This window comes from Pseudomonas sp. B329 (genome assembly GCF_023127835.1).
Lineage (GTDB): Bacteria > Pseudomonadota > Gammaproteobacteria > Pseudomonadales > Pseudomonadaceae > Aquipseudomonas > Aquipseudomonas synxantha_A.
This window is the reverse complement of sequence record NZ_SPKP01000001.1, coordinates 46,490-63,274: the sequence shown is the minus strand read 5'-3', so window position 1 is coordinate 63,274 and position 16,785 is coordinate 46,490. Positions and strand designations below refer to the sequence as shown.

Sequence of the window (16,785 nt, the reverse complement as noted above, 5' to 3'; positions counted from 1 at the left end):
ACCCGATGCGGGTGATGTACCGCTCTGAAAAATGCCCGATCAAACGCTCAGGACCGGACTGGTCCAATTATGAGGAGGACGGCTACCTGTCTACCACGGTTCAGCCGCAGCAGCGGGGGCAGAGCGACGTGTACGAGGCAAAGCTAGCCATCAATGGCGGTAGCAGATGCCAGTGGCAACTGAGTAATGTGACCTTTGGTGTCACCTACGCCAACACAACGCACTTCGGGGAGAATGTTAGAGGGGGCCCGGGGGGAGGGCTTATTGTGATGTTCGATCAGCGCCTGCCACAGCGGCGCTCTGCTTTTGCGGTGACGCACGAGGTCAGCGGTGATGTGTTAATCAAGAAGGACTACTACCCTTGGGTAAATGAACAGTTTCTGGTCCGACATGAAAAGGTTGCCTGGTTACTTAGTGGGGGGGAAATCTATTCATATTATCGTGCCCAAAATGCAAGAAAGGTGGTGTTCGAGCCAATACTGCATACCGACTACACCCTTTATTCAGTAGGACCTAAGGTGAGAGAGGATGGTAACTACACCCAGTATACCTATCCCGACGGCAGCGTTTCGGCCGATGACCTTGACCCAAGCTTCAAGAGACTGCAAGCCATTCGTCTGGGTAAGTCACAATGAGGGCTCCATGAATGAATCCCACCTCCGTGTAGGCATTGGTGGAAGTGCAGCGCCTCCCGATTTTCATTTGCAGATAGCATGAGCCAGCCGTACTTTACCCCACCTGTTTTTTACGGGCAGTGGTCAATGGTCGACATACGCGGCGCTGTAACTTGAGAGGCTCACAACATTCCGGTCGGCTGTCAGGCCGCCATCACGCCCTGAGCCCATCCGTCAGGGAGGTACCAAAAAGGCGGCCTTGAGCAACTGGCGGGTATAGGCATGTTGCGGGTCGGCAAAAATAGCCTGGGCATCGCCTTGCTCCACCACCTGGCCTTGCTTGACCACCATCAACTGGTGACTCAGCGCCTTGACCACCGCCAGGTCATGGCTGATAAACAGGTAGGTCAGGTTGTACTTGGCTTGCAGGCCGCGCAGCAACTCCACCACCTGGCGCTGTACCGTGCGGTCCAGGGCCGAGGTGGGTTCGTCCAGAAGGATCAGGCGCGGCTTGAGCACCAGCGCTCGGGCGATGGCGATGCGTTGGCGCTGGCCGCCGGAGAATTCATGGGGGTAGCGATGCCGGGATTCGGGGTCCAGGCCCACTTCCTTGAGCGCCGCGATAATCGCCGCTTCCTGTTCGGCGGGCGTGCCCATCTTGTGGATGCGCAAGCCCTCGCCAACGATCTCGCTGACGCACATGCGCGGGCTCAGGCTGCCGAACGGGTCCTGGAACACCACCTGCATTTCCCGGCGCAACGGGCGCACCTGTTGTTGGCTGAGGCGGTCCAGTTGCTGGCCTTCGAAGCGAATCCCGCCCTGGCTGCCGATCAGGCGCAAAATTGCCAGGCCCAGGGTGGATTTGCCCGAGCCACTTTCGCCAACGATGCCCAGGGTTTGCCCTTGGGGCAGGCTGAAGTTGATACCGTCCACGGCCTTGACGTAATCCACGGTATTGCGCAAAAAGCCTTTCTTGATCGGAAACCAGACTTTCAGGTCGTCCACTTCCAGCAGCGGTGGGCCGACCTCATTGTCGGCCGGCCCGCCACTGGGCTCCGCAGCAAGCAATTCCTGGGTGTAGGGATGCTGGGGCGACTGGAACAGTGTCTCGCAATCGGCCTGTTCAACGATGCAACCTTGCTGCATCACACATACACGGTGGGCGATGCGCCGTACCAGGTTGAGGTCGTGGCTGATCAGCAACAGCGCCATGCCCAGCCGCGCCTGCAACTCCTTGAGCAACTCCAGGATCTTCAACTGCACGGTGACATCCAGGGCCGTGGTCGGCTCATCGGCGATCAGCAGCTCCGGCTCATTGGCCAACGCCATGGCGATCATCACCCGCTGGCGCTGGCCGCCGGACAATTCGTGGGGCAGCGCCTTGAGGCGTTTGTGCGGTTCGGGGATGCCCACCAGCTCCAGCAATTCCAGGGTGCGCCGGGTGGCGGCCTTGCCCGTCAGGCCCTTGTGCAGGCCGAGTACTTCGTTGATTTGCTTCTCGATGGAGTGCAGCGGGTTCAACGAGGTCATCGGCTCCTGGAAGATCATTGCAATGCGGTTGCCGCGAATATGCCGCAGGGTCTTTTCTTTAAGGGTCAGCAGGTCTTGCCCGGCGTATTCGATAGTGCCGCTCGGGTGTCGCGCCAACGGGTAGGGCAGCAGCCGCAGGATCGAGTGGGCCGTTACCGACTTTCCGGAGCCGCTTTCGCCGACCAGTGCCAGGGTCTCACCCCGTTTGATGTCGAAACTCACCTGGTTGACCACGCGGTGGTGATGTTCACCGGTGACAAACTCGACACTGAGGTCACGGATTTCAATCAGATTGTCCGGATTCATCTCATTTCCTCGGGTCGAACGCATCGCGAGCGGACTCGCCGATAAACACCAGCAGGCTCAACATGATCGCCAGTACGGCAAAGGCACTCATGCCCAGCCACGGCGCTTGCAGGTTGGATTTACCCTGGGCCACCAGTTCACCCAGCGACGGCGAACCCGCCGGCAGGCCGAAGCCAAGGAAATCCAGGGCGGTGAGGGTGCCGATGGCGCCGGTAAGGATGAACGGCAGAAAGGTCATGGTCGAGACCATTGCATTGGGCAGGATATGGCGGAACATGATCGCGCCGTTCTGCATGCCGAGGGCCCGCGCTGCGCGCACGTACTCAAGGTTGCGCCCGCGCAGGAACTCGGCGCGCACCACGTCCACCAGGCTCATCCAGGAAAACAGCAGCATGATCCCCAGCAGCCACCAGAAGTTGGGTTGCACGAAACTGGCGAGGATGATCAGCAGGTAGAGCACCGGCAGCCCCGACCAGATCTCCAGAAAGCGTTGCCCGGCCAGGTCGACCCAGCCGCCATAGAACCCCTGCAACGCGCCGGCAATCACGCCGATGATCGAGCTGAGCACGGTCAGGGTCAGGGCAAACAGCACCGATACGCGAAAGCCGTAGATCACCCGCGCCAGCACGTCACGCCCCTGGTCATCGGTACCCAGCAGGTTGACGCTTGAAGGGGGCGCAGGGGCGGGGACCTTCAGGTCGTAGTTGATGCTCTGGTAGCTGAACGGGATCGGCGCCCACAAGGTCCAGGCGTCCTTGGCCTTGAGCAGTTCCTGGATATACGGGCTCTTGTAGTTGGCTTCCAGGGGGAATTCGCCGCCGAAGGTGGTCTCGGGGTAGCGCTTGAGCGCCGGGAAATACCAGTCGCCGTCGTAATGCACGGCCAGGGGTTTGTCGTTGGCGATCAGCTCGGCGCCCAGGCTCAGCCCGAACAGGATCAGGAACAGCCACAGAGACCACCAGCCACGTTTGTTGGCCTTGAACCGCTCGAACCGGCGGCGATTGAGGGGGGACAGGTTCATCTCAATGCTCCCGGCTGGCGAAGTCGATACGCGGATCGACCAGGGTATAGGTGAGGTCACCGATCAGTTTCACGACCAGCCCCAGCAGGGTGAAGATAAACAGCGTGCCGAATACCACCGGATAGTCGCGGTTGATTGCCGCTTCAAAGCTCATCAGGCCCAGGCCGTCGAGGGAGAAGATCACCTCCACCAGCAGCGAGCCGGTAAAGAAGATGCCGATGAAAGCCGAGGGGAAGCCGGCGATCACCAGCAGCATCGCATTGCGGAAGACGTGGCCGTAGAGCACGCGGTGGTTGGTCAGCCCTTTGGCCTTGGCGGTGACCACGTATTGCTTGTTGATCTCGTCGAGAAAGCTGTTCTTGGTCAGCAGGGTCATGGTCGCGAAGTTGCCGATCACCAGTGCGGTGACAGGCAGCGCCAAGTGCCAGAAGTAATCGAGGATCTTGCCGCCAACGCTCAACTCGTCGAAGTTGTTGGAGGTCAGCCCGCGCAAGGGGAACCAGTCGAAATAACTGCCGCCGGCAAACACCACGATCAGCAAGATCGCAAACAGGAACGCCGGAATCGCATAGCCGACGATGATGGCCGAGCTGGTCCACACATCGAAGTGGCTGCCATGTCGCGTGGCCTTGGCGATCCCCAGCGGGATCGACACCAGGTACATGATCAGGGTGCTCCATAACCCGAGGGAGATGGACACCGGCATCTTTTCCTTGATCAGGTCGATGACCTTGGCGTCACGAAAAAAACTGTCGCCAAAATCCAGCCGGGCGTAGTTCTTGACCATGATCCACAAGCGTTCCGGCGCCGATTTGTCGAAGCCGTACATCTTTTCGATTTCCTTGATCAGCGCCGGGTCCAGGCCCTGGGCGCCACGGTAGCTGGAGCCGGCCACCGCAACTTCGGCCCCGCCCCCGGCAATACGGCTGGTGGCGCCGTCGAAGCCTTCCAGCTTGGCGATCATCTGCTCCACCGGCCCGCCGGGGGCGGCCTGGATGATGACGAAATTGATCAGCAAAATCCCGAAAAGCGTGGGAATGATCAGCAACAGGCGGCGAACAATATAGGCCAGCATTCAATCGCCTCCGCTCGCCGCATCGGCGTTTTGTGTGGTGTCCAGGGAGACCGCCGGTTTGACATCGGGTTTGGCCCACCAGGTGGCCGTGCCCACGTCGTAGCGTGGCGAGACCTTGGGATGACCCAAGTGGTCCCAGTACGCCACGCGGAAGGTCTTGATGTGCCAGTTGGGCACCACGTAGTAACCAAACTGGAGTACGCGGTCGAGCGCCCTGGCGTGGGCAATCAGGCTTTGGCGCGAGCCGGCATCGATCAGCTCTTCGACCAGTTGGTCAACGGCCGGATCCTTAAGACCCATGTAGTTACGGCTGCCGGGTTTGTCGGCGCTGGACGATTTCCAGAATTCGCGCTGCTCGTTACCGGGCGAGGTGGACTGCGGGAAACTGCCCACCAGCATGTCGAAGTCCCGCGAGCGCCGGCGGTTGACGAACTGCGAGACATCCACTCGGCGAATCACCAGGTCGATGCCCAGGTCGGACAGGTTGCGCTTGAACGGCAGCAGGATGCGTTCGAATTCGGTCTGGGCCAGCAGGAATTCGATAGTCACCGGTTTGCCGGTGCTGTCGACCATCTTGTCATCGACAATCTTCCAGCCGGCAGCTTGCAACAGCTGGTAAGCCTCGCGCTGCTGGGTGCGGATCATGCCGCTGCCATCGGTTTTGGAAGGTTCGAAGGCCTGAGTGAAGACTTCGGGCGGGATCTTGTCGCGCAAAGGCTCAAGGATCGCCAGTTCATCCGGGCCAGGTAAACCGGTGGCGGCCATTTCCGAGTTTTCGAAATAGCTGCGGGTTCGGGTGTACGCGCCGTTGAACAGCTGCTTGTTGCTCCATTCGAAATCCAGTAGCAGGCTGATCGCCTTGCGCACCCGCACATCCTGAAACATCGGCTTGCGCATATTGAACACAAAGCCCTGCATGCCGGTGGGGTTGCCGTTGGGGATTTCTTCCTTGATCAGTCGGCCCTGGGTCACCGCTGGAATGTTGTAGGCGTTGGCCCAGTTCTTTGCGCTGAACTCCAGCCAGTAATCGAATTGCCCGGCCTTCAAGGCTTCCAGGGACACGGTGCTGTCACGGTAGTAATCAGTGATGCGGGTGTCGAAATTGTAGAAGCCCTTGTTCACCGGCAGGTCCCTGGCCCAGTAGTCCTTGACCCGCTCGTAGCGAATCATGCGTCCGGGCTTGACCTCCGACACCTGGTACGGCCCGCTGCCCAGGGGCGCTTCCAGGTTGCCCTTGGAGAAGTCGCGAGTCGCCCACCAGTGCTTGGGCAGCACTGGCAACTGCCCGAGTATCAGCGGCAATTCGCGGTTGTTGGTGCGCTTGAACTTGAACAGCACACGCAACGGGTCTTCGGCCACGACTTCGTCGACATCGGCGTAGTAGTTGCGGTAAAGCGGGTTACCGTCCTTGATCAGGGTCTGGAAGGTAAACACCACGTCCTCGGCGCGCATCGGATGGCCATCGTGGAAGCGCGCTTCGGGGCGCAGGTAGAAACGCACCCAACTGTTGTCCGGGGCTTTTTCGATCTTGCCCGCCACCAGCCCGTATTCGGTAATGGGCTCGTCCAGGCTTTGCATGGCCAGGGTGTCGTAGATCAACGGCAGGTTATCCGCCGGCACACCCTTGCTGATGTAGGGGTTGAGGCTGTCGAAGCCGCCCATGGCCGACTCGCGGAAGGTGCCGCCTTTGGGGGCGTCGGGGTTGACGTAGTCGAAATGCTTGAAGTCGGCGGGGTACTTGGGGGGCTCGTTGTAGAGGGTCAGCGCGTGTTGCGGGGCGGCTTGGGCCGCGGTGCACAGCAACAGGCTGGCGAGCAGGGTAGTACGCAAAGACATCATTGGGCTTTCTCCGAAGCTTTCAGCCACCACGCACTCAGGCCCAGGCTATAGGGCGGCGTGGTAACGAAGGCGAACCGGTTGCGGTACGCCAGGCGATGATAGTTGAGGTACCAGTTGGGAATGCTGTAGTGCTGCCACAGCAGCACGCGGTCCAGGGCGCGGCCGGCCGCCAGTTGTTCTTCGCGGGTCTGCGCCGCCAGCAGTTGATCCAACAGGTGGTCGACCACCGGGTTGGCGATGCCGGCGTAGTTCTTGCTGCCTTTGATCGTGGCCTGGCTGGAGTGAAAGTACTGCCACTGCTCCAGACCCGGGCTCAAGGTCTGGTTGAGGGTCATCAGAATCATGTCGAAATCGAATTGATCGAGGCGCTGTTTGTACTGTGCCCGGTCGACGGTACGCAAGCGGGCGTCGATGCCGATGCGGGTCAGATTTTCGACATAAGGTTGCAGGATGCGCTCAAGGTTCGGGTTGACCAGCAGGATCTCCAGGCGCAGCGGTTGCCCATCCTTGTTGAGCAGGCGTTGGCCCGACAGTTTCCAGCCGGCTTCGCCGAGCAGTGCCAGGGCGCGACGCAGCGTGTCGCGGGGGATACCGCGACCGTCGGTCTGCGGCAGGCTGAACGGCTGGGTAAACAGTGCGGCCGGCAGTTGGTCGCGATAGGGCGAGAGCATCAGCCACTCATGGCCCACGGGCAGGCCGGTGGCCGAGAATTCGCTGTTGGGGTAATAGCTCACCGAACGCTTGTAGGCGCTGCTGAACAGGGTGCGGTTGGTCCACTCGAAGTCGAACATCAACCCCAGGGCTTCGCGGACCTTGGCCTGGCTGAAGGCGGGCCGCCGGGTATTCATGAACAGGCCCTGGCTCTGGGTGGGGATCTGGTGGGCAATCTGCGCCTTGATCACATCGCCACGATTGACCGCGGGGAAGTTGTAGCCCGTGGCCCAGTTCTTGGCCTGATGCTCGATATAAATGTCGAATTCACCAGCCTTGAAGGCTTCAAAAGCCACGTCGCTGTCGCGATAGAACTCCACCTCGACCTTGTCGTAGTTGTAGAAGCCTCGGTTGACCGGCAGGTCCTTGCCCCAGTAATTCTTGACCCGTTCAAACACCAACTGCCGCCCAGGGGCGACCTTGGTGATGCGGTACGGTCCACTGCCCAGCGGCGGCTCGAAGGTGGTGGCCTTGAAATCGCGGTTCTTCCAGTAGTGCAGGGGCAGCACCGGCAATTCGCCCAGGCGCAGGATCAGCAACGGGTTGCCCGCACGTTTGAATACAAAACGGATGCGGTGGCGGTTGAGAATATCGACCCGGGCCACTTCCTGCAGGCTCGTACGGTATTGCGGATGGCCTTCGGTCAACAGCGTGCGATAGGAAAACGCCACGTCTGCGGCGGTGATCGGCTTGCCGTCGTGAAAGCGCGCTTCGGGGCGCAGGTTGAACACCACCCAACTGCGGTCCTCGCTGTATTCCACCGACTGGGCAATCAGGCCATAGCTGGAAGTGGGCTCGTCGCCCGACGGCGCGTACTGGCCGGTGCCGACCATCAAGGGTTCGTTCAGCTCATTGACGCCGTATTGCAGGAAATTGCCGGTGGAAACCGGGCTGGTGCCCTTGAAGGTATAGGGGTTGAGCGTGTCGAAGGTGCCAAAGGCCATAACCCGCAGCGTGCCGCCTTTGGGCGCTGCAGGGTTTACCCAATCGTAATGGGTGAATTTGGCCGGGTACTTGAGTGAGCCGAACTGCGCGTAACCGTGGCTCTCGGTAATCGTCGCGTTCGCAGCAAAGCTCAAGGCCAGACTTGTTAGTAGAAGGAGAGGACGCTTCAAGTCAGAGATCCGATCCAGGCGGCTTGGGCTTTATGATCGGTACAGTAACAGCTTGTTCCGGTTGGAAAAAGCCAGTTAGGGCGATGGCGATCCAATGTGGGAGGGGGCTTGCTCCCGATAGCGGCATGTCAGCCAATACATAGGCTGACTGACCCACTGCTATCGGGAGCAAGCCCCCTCTCACATTAGCCTCCGGTGTTCTTGAGGGCTTTATCTTGGCCCGGAAACCACCAGCATCTGCCCTGGCTTTAACGCCTGGCCGGTGCGCGGGTTCCAACGCTTGAGATGTTGCATCTCAACGTTGAAACGCTTGGCGACCATGTACAACGAGTCGCCTTTCTTGACCTTGTACTGCACCGGTTTTTTCGCTGCGGCCTTGCGGGTGTCCTGCATCACCAGGGTCTGGCCGACCTTGAGTGCCTGGCCGTTGAGCTTGTTCCAGCGTTGCAGGTCATGCACGTCGACCTTGTTGGCCTTGGCGATCAAGGTAAGGTTATCGCCACTGCGCACCTTGTAGCTGCGGGTACGCCCGGCCACCGACTTGGTCTCGACTTCGTCGAACACCGGCTTCTTGGGGCGCATGCTCAGCAATTCTTCCGGCTTCATCGTCGAAAGGGTGCTGGTGAGCAGCTGCGCCTTGGAGGTCGGCACCAGCAAATGCTGGGGGCCGTCCAGGGTGGTGCGTTGTTTCAGGGCCGGGTTGAGCTGGAACAGTTCGTCTTCGTCGATTTCGGCCAACGCGGCAACCCGTGACAGGTCCATGCTTTGCTTGACTTCAACCACTTCGAAGTACGGCGTGTTGGCAATCGGGTTCAGGTTGACGCCGTAGGCCTCTGGCGCCAGAACCACCTGGGACAGGGCCAGGAACTTGGGCACATAGTCCTTGGTTTCCTGGGGCAGGGGCAGGTTCCAGTAATCGGTAGGCAGGCCGAGCTTTTCGTTGCGCTCGATCGCCCGGCTGACCGTACCTTCGCCGGCGTTATAAGCCGCCAATGCCAGCAGCCAGTCGCCGTTGAACATGTCATGCAGACGTGTCAGATAGTCCAGGGCGGCGGTGGTGGAGGCGGTAATGTCGCGGCGGCCGTCGTAGGCACGGGTCTGGCGCAGGTTGAAGTAGCGCCCGGTGGAGGGAATGAACTGCCACAAGCCGACCGCATCGCTGCGCGAATAAGCCATCGGGTTGTAGGCACTTTCAATCACTGGCAGCAGGGCCAGCTCCAGAGGCATGTTGCGTTCTTCAAGGCGTTCGACGATGTAATGAATGTAGAGGCTGCCGCGTTCACCGGCGTTCTCCAGAAAGGACGGGTTGCTGGCGAACCACAGACGCTGTTGCTCGATGCGTGGGTTGACGCCGACACCGTCCTGCAATTGAAAGCCCCGACGCATGCGTTCCCAGACATCCTGGGGTACTTCGGGGCTGGGCTTCTCTGATAGCCAAATAGGTTTTTGCTTGATCTTGGCAGCAAGATTGGGTTTGGGTTGCACGGTGGATTGTGCAGCGTAATTGGTCGATTGGCAGCCCGCCAGAGTTGCGGAAACGGCCACCGCCACGGCTTGAGCCAGGCGGGTCAATGCGTCTGAAGAAATGGATTTACGAATAGATGACGACATTGGCTGGAAGTAAGTTCCGGGCAAAAATGTCGGGCGATTCTAGAAAGCGCTTTGGTTCCGGTCAACCATTCAGAAATTACGTATCAGATTGCATCCTCTTAGAACTTATCTTTCCAAGCCCTCAAGCTAGCAAACACCTCGGCCCCAGAGCGGTTATCGCGGCCGTTCCGTTCGTCCGCTTTTTGTTTAACGGATGTTTCAGCGGTGCGCAAAAAGGGATTCGTGAGTTTTTCCAGCGCCAGGCTCGAAGGCAGCGTGATCTCGCCACGGGCGCGAAGTTGGGCAACATTTTCCACCCGTTCGGCGATATCGATGTTGTCCGGTTCAACGGCCTGGGCAAACTTGAGGTTGCTTTGTGTGTATTCATGGGTGCAGTACACAAGTGTATCGGCAGGCAGGGCAGCCAGGCGCTGCAGGGAGGCATGCATCTGCTCCGGCGTGCCCTCGAACAGGCGGCCGCAACCGGCAGCGAACAGCGTATCGCCACACAACAACACGCCCTGATGGTAAAAGGCGATATGCCCCAGCGTGTGCCCCGGCACGGCGTACACGTCGAAGTCCCAGCCCAGCACGTTGATGCGGTCATTGTCGTGCAGGGCTACATCCCGCGCCGGAATCTTTTCATTGGCCGGGCCGTAGACCTTGGCGCCGGTAATATTTTTCAGTTGCTCGACACCGCCCACATGATCATGGTGATGGTGGGTGACCAGAATGTCGCTGAGGGTCCACTCGGTGTTCTGCTTGAGCCAGGCCAGCACCGGCGCGGCATCGCCGGGGTCGACCACGGCGCAGCGCAGGGTGGAAGGGTCTTGTAACAACCAGATGTAGTTGTCGGTGAAGGCGGGTAGGGCACTGATCTGTATCATTCTTCGATTCGCCAAGCTGAACACATTGGTGCATCTTAGAACGTCTAGGCGAGTTGGAGAATGCAATGACTGATAAAGCGTTCGCCCAGGCCGATCCTGAGTGGCTGGCCCTGATCAGCGCGGCCCGCGAATGGTTGTCCGGGCCGATTGGACAATTTCTGCTGGACGAAGAGCGGCGTATGCTCGACGACGAGCTGGGCCGGTTCTTTGGCGGCTATCTGGTGCATTACGGCCCCTCGGCCCAGACGCCGCCTTCGGCGCCCCAGGTGCAACGCAATGTTCGCCTGGGCGCGCCGCTGCCGGGGGTGGAAATCGTCTGTGAGGAACAGGCCTGGCCCTTGAGCGAGCACGCCGCTGATGTGGTGGTGCTGCAGCATGGCCTGGATTTCTGCCTGTCGCCCCATGGGTTGCTGCGCGAAGCCGCGAGCAGCGTGCGCCCAGGTGGCCATTTGCTGATTGTCGGTATCAACCCCTGGAGCAGTTGGGGCTTGCGCCGTGTGTTCGCCCGTGATGGCCTGCGTCAGGCGCGCTGCATCTCGCCATCGCGGGTGGGAGACTGGCTGAACCTGCTGGGCTTTGCGCTGGAGAAACGTCGCTTCGGGTGCTATCGTCCGCCGCTTGCGACAGCCAAGTGGCAGGGCCGCCTGGCGGGCTGGGAACGCCGTGCAGGTACCTGGCAATTATCCGGCGGCGGCTTCTATCTACTGGTAGCGCGCAAGATCGTGGTCGGTTTGCGGCCGGTGCGTCAGGTTGCGCGCCAGCCCATTGGCAAGCTCGTGCCGATGCCGATGGCCAAGGTCAACCGCAAGCAAAGCGAACGCTGAACCCTTTTTTGATTTCAGGCCGGTTTGTCCGGCCTCGGGATACTGTCGGTCGATTACCGCCAGCCCGTTTTGATGGATACAACCGATGACCGATAGCGTAGAACTCTTCACCGATGGCGCCTGCAAGGGCAATCCCGGCCCTGGCGGTTGGGGCGCCTTGCTGGTGTGCAAGGGCGTGGAGAAGGAACTGTGGGGCGGTGAAGCCAACACCACCAATAACCGCATGGAGCTGATGGGCGCTATTCGTGGCCTGGAAGAACTCAAGCGGCGCTGCAACGTGCTGCTGGTGACCGACTCGCAATACGTGATGAAGGGCATCAACGAGTGGATGGTCAACTGGAAGAAGCGCGGTTGGAAGACGGCGGCCAAGGAGCCGGTCAAGAATGCTGACTTGTGGCAGTTGCTCGACGAGCAATGCAACCGTCACGACATCACCTGGAAATGGGTGCGTGGGCACATCGGCCACCCTGGCAACGAACGCGCCGACCAGTTGGCCAATCGTGGCGTGGATGAAGTGCGCGGCTACAAGCAGAGCTGAATCAGCTCACGTGTTAACATCGCGCCCTTTGATTCACCACATCACATTGCACACCACACCGTTGAGAGCTGAACCCTGATGGCCATCCGATCTGTTGTACTCGATACCGAAACCACCGGCATGCCGGTGACCGATGGTCACCGGATCATCGAAATCGGTTGCGTCGAACTGATGGGGCGCCGGCTGACCGGCCGCCACTTCCACGTTTACCTGCAACCGGACCGTGACAGTGACGAAGGCGCGATCGGCGTCCACGGCATCACCGATGAATTCCTCAAGGGCAAGCCACGCTTTGCCGAAGTCGCTGATGAGTTCTTCGAGTTCATCAACGGCGCCCAGTTGATCATCCATAACGCGGCGTTCGACATCGGCTTCATCAACAACGAATTTGCCCTGATGGGGCAGACGGACCGTGCGGACATTTCCCAGCACTGCACGATCCTCGATACCTTGATGATGGCCCGTGAGCGTCACCCGGGCCAACGCAACAGCCTGGATGCCTTGTGCAAGCGTTATGGTGTCGATAACTCCGGCCGTGAACTGCACGGCGCCTTGCTCGACTCCGAGATCCTGGCCGACGTTTACCTGACTATGACCGGCGGGCAAACCAGCCTGTCCCTGGCTGGTAATGCCTCTGATGGCAGCGGCTCGGCAGAAGGCTCCGGCAATCGCCCTTCGGAAATCCGCCGCCTGCCGGCCGATCGCAAGCCTACGCCGATCATCCGCGCCAGCGAGCAGGACCTGGCCGAGCACGTGGCGCGGTTGGAAGCGATTGCCAAGGCGGCGGGTGCGCCGGCGTTGTGGACTCAATTGACACAACAATAAGCACGGGGCAGTGCAGTTGATCTTGATGGGCTGCCAAATCTTCATTCGCCACATTCGCTTCCAGCTTCTACCCTGAGTGCAAAGCCCTCCGGAGTAAGAGCGCTCATGTACAAAGACCTCAAGTTCCCTATTCTTATCGTGCACCGTGACATCAAGGCCGACACCGTTGCCGGTGACCGGGTTCGAGGCATCGCCAGGGAGTTGGAACAAGAGGGCTTCAGTATATTTTCTGCGGTGGACTACGCCGAAGGGCGGTTGGTGGCTTCCACCCATCACGGTTTGGCGTGCATGTTGATCGCAGCAGAAGGCGCCGGGGAAAATACCCACCTGCTGCAAAACATGGTCGAGCTAATCCGCCTGGCGCGGGTGAGGGCACCCAACCTGCCGATCTTTGCCCTGGGTGAGCAAGTCACCCTGGAAAACGCGCCGGCCGATGCGATGAGCGAGCTTAACCAGCTACGCGGCATTCTTTATCTGTTCGAAGACACCGTGCCGTTCCTGGCGCGCCAGGTCGCCCGCTCTGCACGCACTTACCTGGACGGCCTGTTACCGCCGTTCTTCAAGGCCTTGGTGCAGCACACCGCCGATTCCAATTATTCCTGGCACACCCCTGGCCATGGCGGTGGCGTGGCGTATCGTAAAAGCCCGGTGGGGCAGGCGTTTCACCAGTTCTTCGGGGAGAACACCCTGCGCTCGGACTTGTCTGTTTCTGTCCCTGAACTGGGCTCGCTGCTCGATCATACCGGGCCCCTGGCCGAAGCCGAGGCCCGCGCCGCGCGCAACTTTGGCGCCGACCATACGTTCTTCGTCATCAATGGCACCTCCACCGCCAACAAGATCGTCTGGCATTCCATGGTCGGTCGCGACGACCTGGTGTTGGTGGACCGCAACTGCCACAAATCGGTGTTGCACTCGATCATCATGACCGGCGCTATCCCGCTGTACCTGTGCCCGGAGCGCAACGAACTGGGGATCATCGGCCCGATCCCCCTGAGCGAATTCAGCCCCGAGTCAATCCGCGCCAAGATCGACGCCAGCCCGTTGGCATATGGCCGGCCACCCAAGGTGAAGCTGGCGGTGGTGACCAATTCCACCTACGACGGCCTGTGCTACAACGCCGAACTGATCAAGCAGCAATTGGGTAATAGCGTAGAGGTGCTGCACTTCGATGAAGCCTGGTATGCCTATGCGGCATTTCACGAGTTTTTCGCCGGGCGCTATGGCATGGGCACCTCGCGCACACCGGACAGCCCGCTGGTATTTACCACCCACTCCACCCACAAACTGCTGGCCGCATTCAGCCAGGCATCGATGATTCATGTGCAGGATGGCGGCGCACGGCAGCTGGACCGTGACCGTTTCAACGAAGCCTTCATGATGCACATCTCGACTTCACCGCAATACAGCATCATCGCTTCGCTGGATGTCGCTTCGGCGATGATGGAAGGCCCCGCCGGGCGCTCGCTGTTGCAGGAAATGTTCGACGAGGCCCTGAGTTTCCGCCGCGCGCTGGCCAATCTGCGCCAGCATATTGCTGCCGAGGATTGGTGGTTTTCGATCTGGCAGCCACAGTCGGTGGCGGGTATCGACCGCGTTGCCACGGCGGACTGGCTATTGCATCCCCAGGATGATTGGCACGGCTTTGGCGATGTGGCTGAAGATTATGTCTTGCTGGACCCGATCAAAGTCACCCTGGTGATGCCTGGCCTCAATGCAGGTGGCGCCTTGAGCGATTGTGGGATTCCCGCCGCGGTGGTCAGCAAGTTTCTCTGGGAGCGCGGCCTCGTGGTGGAAAAAACCGGGCTTTATTCGTTCCTCGTGTTGTTTTCCATGGGGATCACCAAAGGCAAGTGGAGCACCTTGCTCACCGAGTTGCTGGAGTTCAAGCGCAGTTACGATGCCAACGTCAGCCTGGCCAGTTGCTTGCCCTCGGTGTACGCCCAGGGGCCGATACGTTATCAGGGCTTGGGCCTGCGCGATCTTTGCGACCAGTTGCACAGCTGTTACCGTAGCAACGCCACCGCCAAGCATCTCAAGCGCATGTACACGGTATTGCCGCAGATTGCGATGAAACCCGCCGATGCCTACGACCAACTGGTCAGGGGCGAAGTTGAAGCGGTATCCATCGATGCCTTGCCAGGACGCATCGCAGCCGTAATGCTGGTGCCTTATCCACCGGGCATTCCATTGATCATGCCCGGCGAGCGCTTTACCGAATCAACGCGGTCAATCATCGACTACCTGGCATTTGCCCGCACGTTCGATAGCAGTTTCCCCGGTTTTGTCGCCGATGTTCATGGGCTGCAACACGAAGATGACGGCAGTGGCCGTCGTTACACCGTCGATTGCATCAAGGGTTAAGAATGTTTATGCAGCAAGCTGTGATGAACCCGAAGTACCCAGGGCTCAGTGTGCGCGTCGCCGACGAAGGCTTCGACGCATACGTATGGGGCAATGACTTCAGCTTCGAGGTCAGCGCCTATGGCATACCGCAGATGGGCCAGCGCGTCGAGCAATGGCCGGTTGAGCGCGTCCTGCCGTATCGCAAATGCTATGGCATCGACCCGGAAGAGTTCGCCAGCTTTCGCGATGCCGCCGACAGTGCGATCTTCATGGCCTACCTGGATGACCGTGCGGTAGGGCACATTGTGGTCAGCACCAACTGGAACGGTTTTGCGCATGTTGATGAGTTGGCCGTGGTGTTGCCGGCGCGACGCCATGGCGTGGCCAAGGCGCTGCTGGATGTGGCGCAGTTCTGGGCGCGCAAGAAAAACCTACCGGGCATGATGCTGGAAACCCAGAACAATAATCTGGGTGCCTGCCGCCTGTATGAGCGCTGCGGGTACGTGATGGGCGGGATAGACCAACTGCGTTATCGCGGGATTGATCCACAAACACGCGAGGTGGCGATTTTCTGGTATCGGTTGTTCAAGACCGAGGTGGAAGCAGTCTGAACTCGCTTCTACAAGGGTTTGGTGTCGTTGCAAGCCAGGCTTTCGGCTTTCTGGGTGACTATTTCCAGCAGCGCATTCAAGGCTGGTGATGTCGCACCGTCCTTCAGGGTCAGTGCATAGAGGCTGACCAGTATGGGGGGCGACACCGGGCATACATCCAGCCCGGCCTCCCTTGCACCAAAGGCGGTAAAGGGGTCGACAATCGCCAAGCCTTCTCCGGCCTCGACCATACTGCGCATCATCTGGTACGTCTGCACCCGCGTTTGCACCACCGGCAGCGGGCGCAGGGCTTGCAGCTTGGCATCCAGCAGGCGGCTGAGCGGGTCATGCCCCTCAAGCCCGATCAGCGACTGCCCGGCCAGGTCTTGCAGCGCAATGTACTTCTGCCTGGGTTTGAGCCAGCCATGGGGCGCGAGCAATTGCAGCTTGCCCTGGGCCAGCACCGTGCTTTGGATTTGCGCATGTTCCGGGTCATGCAGGCTCAGGCCCACATCCGCTTCGTGCAGCAGCAGGCTCCTGACGATATCCCGGGTCGGCTGGCTCGACAGATTGCACGGCGTATCCTGGAAACGTCTGCGCAGCACGGCGATGCTGTGCGGCAACAGCTGGTTGGCCAGGGGCGGGGTGCAAAGGGCACGCAGGGTTGGAGCGTGATGGTGTTTCAAACGGCTGGCCAATCGCTGTACTGGCTCAAAGGCTTCGTACAGTTGGGCAATGTGCGTCTGCAACTCCAGCGTTTCCCGTGTTGCCTGGAGCCGACCGCGCACGCTGGCAAACAGCATGAACCCCAGCTGCAACTCGGCGTCCTTCAGGATTGCGTCTACTTCACCCACAGAGAGTTGCAACCATTCGGCGGCCGTGCCCAGGTGTCCGGTTTGCAAGATGGCCTGAATCACTTCGATATGACGTAAACGCATGGCCGGAGTCTATGTGCAGCGCGATGGGTATTCAATGGT

General features: G+C 60.0%; 14 protein-coding genes. 6 read left to right on the top strand and 8 right to left on the bottom strand.

Annotated features, from left to right (window positions below; genetic code table 11):
- On the top strand, window positions 1–635 hold a 635-nt coding region (locus tag E4P00_RS00220), incomplete at its 5' end, for a hypothetical protein (RefSeq protein WP_248130469.1).
- A 213-nt stretch (window positions 636–848) separates the two neighbouring features.
- Here E4P00_RS00220 and E4P00_RS00215 read toward each other — a convergent pair.
- From E4P00_RS00215 to gloB, 7 genes are all read right to left on the bottom strand, one after another.
- Window positions 849–2,450 carry an ABC transporter ATP-binding protein gene (locus E4P00_RS00215; protein ID WP_248130468.1) on the bottom strand — a complete coding sequence of 534 codons (1,602 nt, stop codon included), beginning with the start codon at window positions 2,448–2,450 and terminating at the stop codon, window positions 849–851.
- Window position 2,451: 1 nt separating this feature from the next.
- Window positions 2,452–3,471, bottom strand: a complete 1,020-nt coding sequence (locus E4P00_RS00210; RefSeq protein ID WP_005788757.1) for an ABC transporter permease — start codon at window positions 3,469–3,471, stop codon at window positions 2,452–2,454.
- A gap of 1 nt (window position 3,472) precedes the next feature.
- On the bottom strand, window positions 3,473–4,546 hold the full coding sequence (locus E4P00_RS00205; RefSeq protein ID WP_005788756.1) for a microcin C ABC transporter permease YejB: 1,074 nt from the start codon (window positions 4,544–4,546) through the stop codon (window positions 3,473–3,475).
- Window positions 4,547–6,385 (bottom strand): extracellular solute-binding protein, encoded by a 1,839-nt coding sequence (locus E4P00_RS00200; protein ID WP_248130467.1) that lies wholly within the window; start codon window positions 6,383–6,385, stop codon window positions 4,547–4,549. It abuts the gene before it with no gap.
- Window positions 6,382–8,211, bottom strand: a complete 1,830-nt coding sequence (locus E4P00_RS00195; protein WP_078821521.1) for an extracellular solute-binding protein — start codon at window positions 8,209–8,211, stop codon at window positions 6,382–6,384. Before E4P00_RS00195 ends, E4P00_RS00200 begins: the two co-directional genes overlap by 4 nt.
- Window positions 8,212–8,421: 210 nt before the next feature.
- A complete protein-coding gene (locus tag E4P00_RS00190) occupies window positions 8,422–9,822 on the bottom strand; it encodes a transglycosylase SLT domain-containing protein (RefSeq protein WP_216091547.1) in 1,401 nt (466 codons plus the stop codon).
- 98 nt (window positions 9,823–9,920) lie between these two features.
- Window positions 9,921–10,688, bottom strand: coding sequence for a hydroxyacylglutathione hydrolase (gene gloB, locus E4P00_RS00185; RefSeq protein ID WP_032875982.1), 768 nt, complete (start codon window positions 10,686–10,688; stop codon window positions 9,921–9,923).
- Between the two features lie 65 nt (window positions 10,689–10,753).
- On the opposite strand from gloB, the gene E4P00_RS00180 reads away from it, so the two are divergent.
- From E4P00_RS00180 to E4P00_RS00160, 5 genes are all read left to right on the top strand, one after another.
- Window positions 10,754–11,512, top strand: a complete 759-nt coding sequence (locus E4P00_RS00180) for a methyltransferase domain-containing protein (RefSeq protein WP_216091545.1) — start codon at window positions 10,754–10,756, stop codon at window positions 11,510–11,512.
- An 85-nt stretch (window positions 11,513–11,597) separates the two neighbouring features.
- Window positions 11,598–12,050, top strand: a complete 453-nt coding sequence (gene rnhA, locus E4P00_RS00175; RefSeq protein ID WP_003173571.1) for a ribonuclease HI — start codon at window positions 11,598–11,600, stop codon at window positions 12,048–12,050.
- An 84-nt stretch (window positions 12,051–12,134) separates the two neighbouring features.
- Entirely contained in the window at window positions 12,135–12,875 is a 741-nt protein-coding gene (dnaQ, locus tag E4P00_RS00170) for a DNA polymerase III subunit epsilon (RefSeq protein ID WP_164699548.1), read from the top strand.
- 105 nt (window positions 12,876–12,980) lie between these two features.
- Complete coding sequence (locus E4P00_RS00165) at window positions 12,981–15,236, top strand: Orn/Lys/Arg decarboxylase N-terminal domain-containing protein (RefSeq protein ID WP_078821517.1); 2,256 nt, start codon at window positions 12,981–12,983, stop codon at window positions 15,234–15,236.
- 23 nt (window positions 15,237–15,259) lie between these two features.
- Window positions 15,260–15,829, top strand: coding sequence for a GNAT family N-acetyltransferase (locus tag E4P00_RS00160; RefSeq protein WP_078821556.1), 570 nt, complete (start codon window positions 15,260–15,262; stop codon window positions 15,827–15,829).
- Between the two features lie 8 nt (window positions 15,830–15,837).
- Here E4P00_RS00160 and E4P00_RS00155 read toward each other — a convergent pair whose 3' ends face one another.
- Window positions 15,838–16,746 carry a LysR substrate-binding domain-containing protein gene (locus tag E4P00_RS00155; protein WP_032875974.1) on the bottom strand — a complete coding sequence of 303 codons (909 nt, stop codon included), beginning with the start codon at window positions 16,744–16,746 and terminating at the stop codon, window positions 15,838–15,840.
- Window positions 16,747–16,785 lie beyond the last annotated feature (39 nt).

Coding starts and splice junctions, on each gene's coding strand:
- E4P00_RS00215 (WP_248130468.1), bottom strand. CDS start 2,450: ATGAATCCGGACAATCTGATTGAAATCCGTGACCTCAGTGTCGAGTTT.
- E4P00_RS00210 (WP_005788757.1), bottom strand. CDS start 3,471: ATGAACCTGTCCCCCCTCAATCGCCGCCGGTTCGAGCGGTTCAAGGCC.
- E4P00_RS00205 (WP_005788756.1), bottom strand. CDS start 4,546: ATGCTGGCCTATATTGTTCGCCGCCTGTTGCTGATCATTCCCACGCTT.
- E4P00_RS00200 (WP_248130467.1), bottom strand. CDS start 6,385: ATGATGTCTTTGCGTACTACCCTGCTCGCCAGCCTGTTGCTGTGCACC.
- E4P00_RS00190 (WP_216091547.1), bottom strand. CDS start 9,822: ATGTCGTCATCTATTCGTAAATCCATTTCTTCAGACGCATTGACCCGC.
- gloB (WP_032875982.1), bottom strand. CDS start 10,688: ATGATACAGATCAGTGCCCTACCCGCCTTCACCGACAACTACATCTGG.
- E4P00_RS00180 (WP_216091545.1), top strand. CDS start 10,754: ATGACTGATAAAGCGTTCGCCCAGGCCGATCCTGAGTGGCTGGCCCTG.
- rnhA (WP_003173571.1), top strand. CDS start 11,598: ATGACCGATAGCGTAGAACTCTTCACCGATGGCGCCTGCAAGGGCAAT.
- E4P00_RS00165 (WP_078821517.1), top strand. CDS start 12,981: ATGTACAAAGACCTCAAGTTCCCTATTCTTATCGTGCACCGTGACATC.
- E4P00_RS00160 (WP_078821556.1), top strand. CDS start 15,260: ATGAACCCGAAGTACCCAGGGCTCAGTGTGCGCGTCGCCGACGAAGGC.
- E4P00_RS00155 (WP_032875974.1), bottom strand. CDS start 16,746: ATGCGTTTACGTCATATCGAAGTGATTCAGGCCATCTTGCAAACCGGA.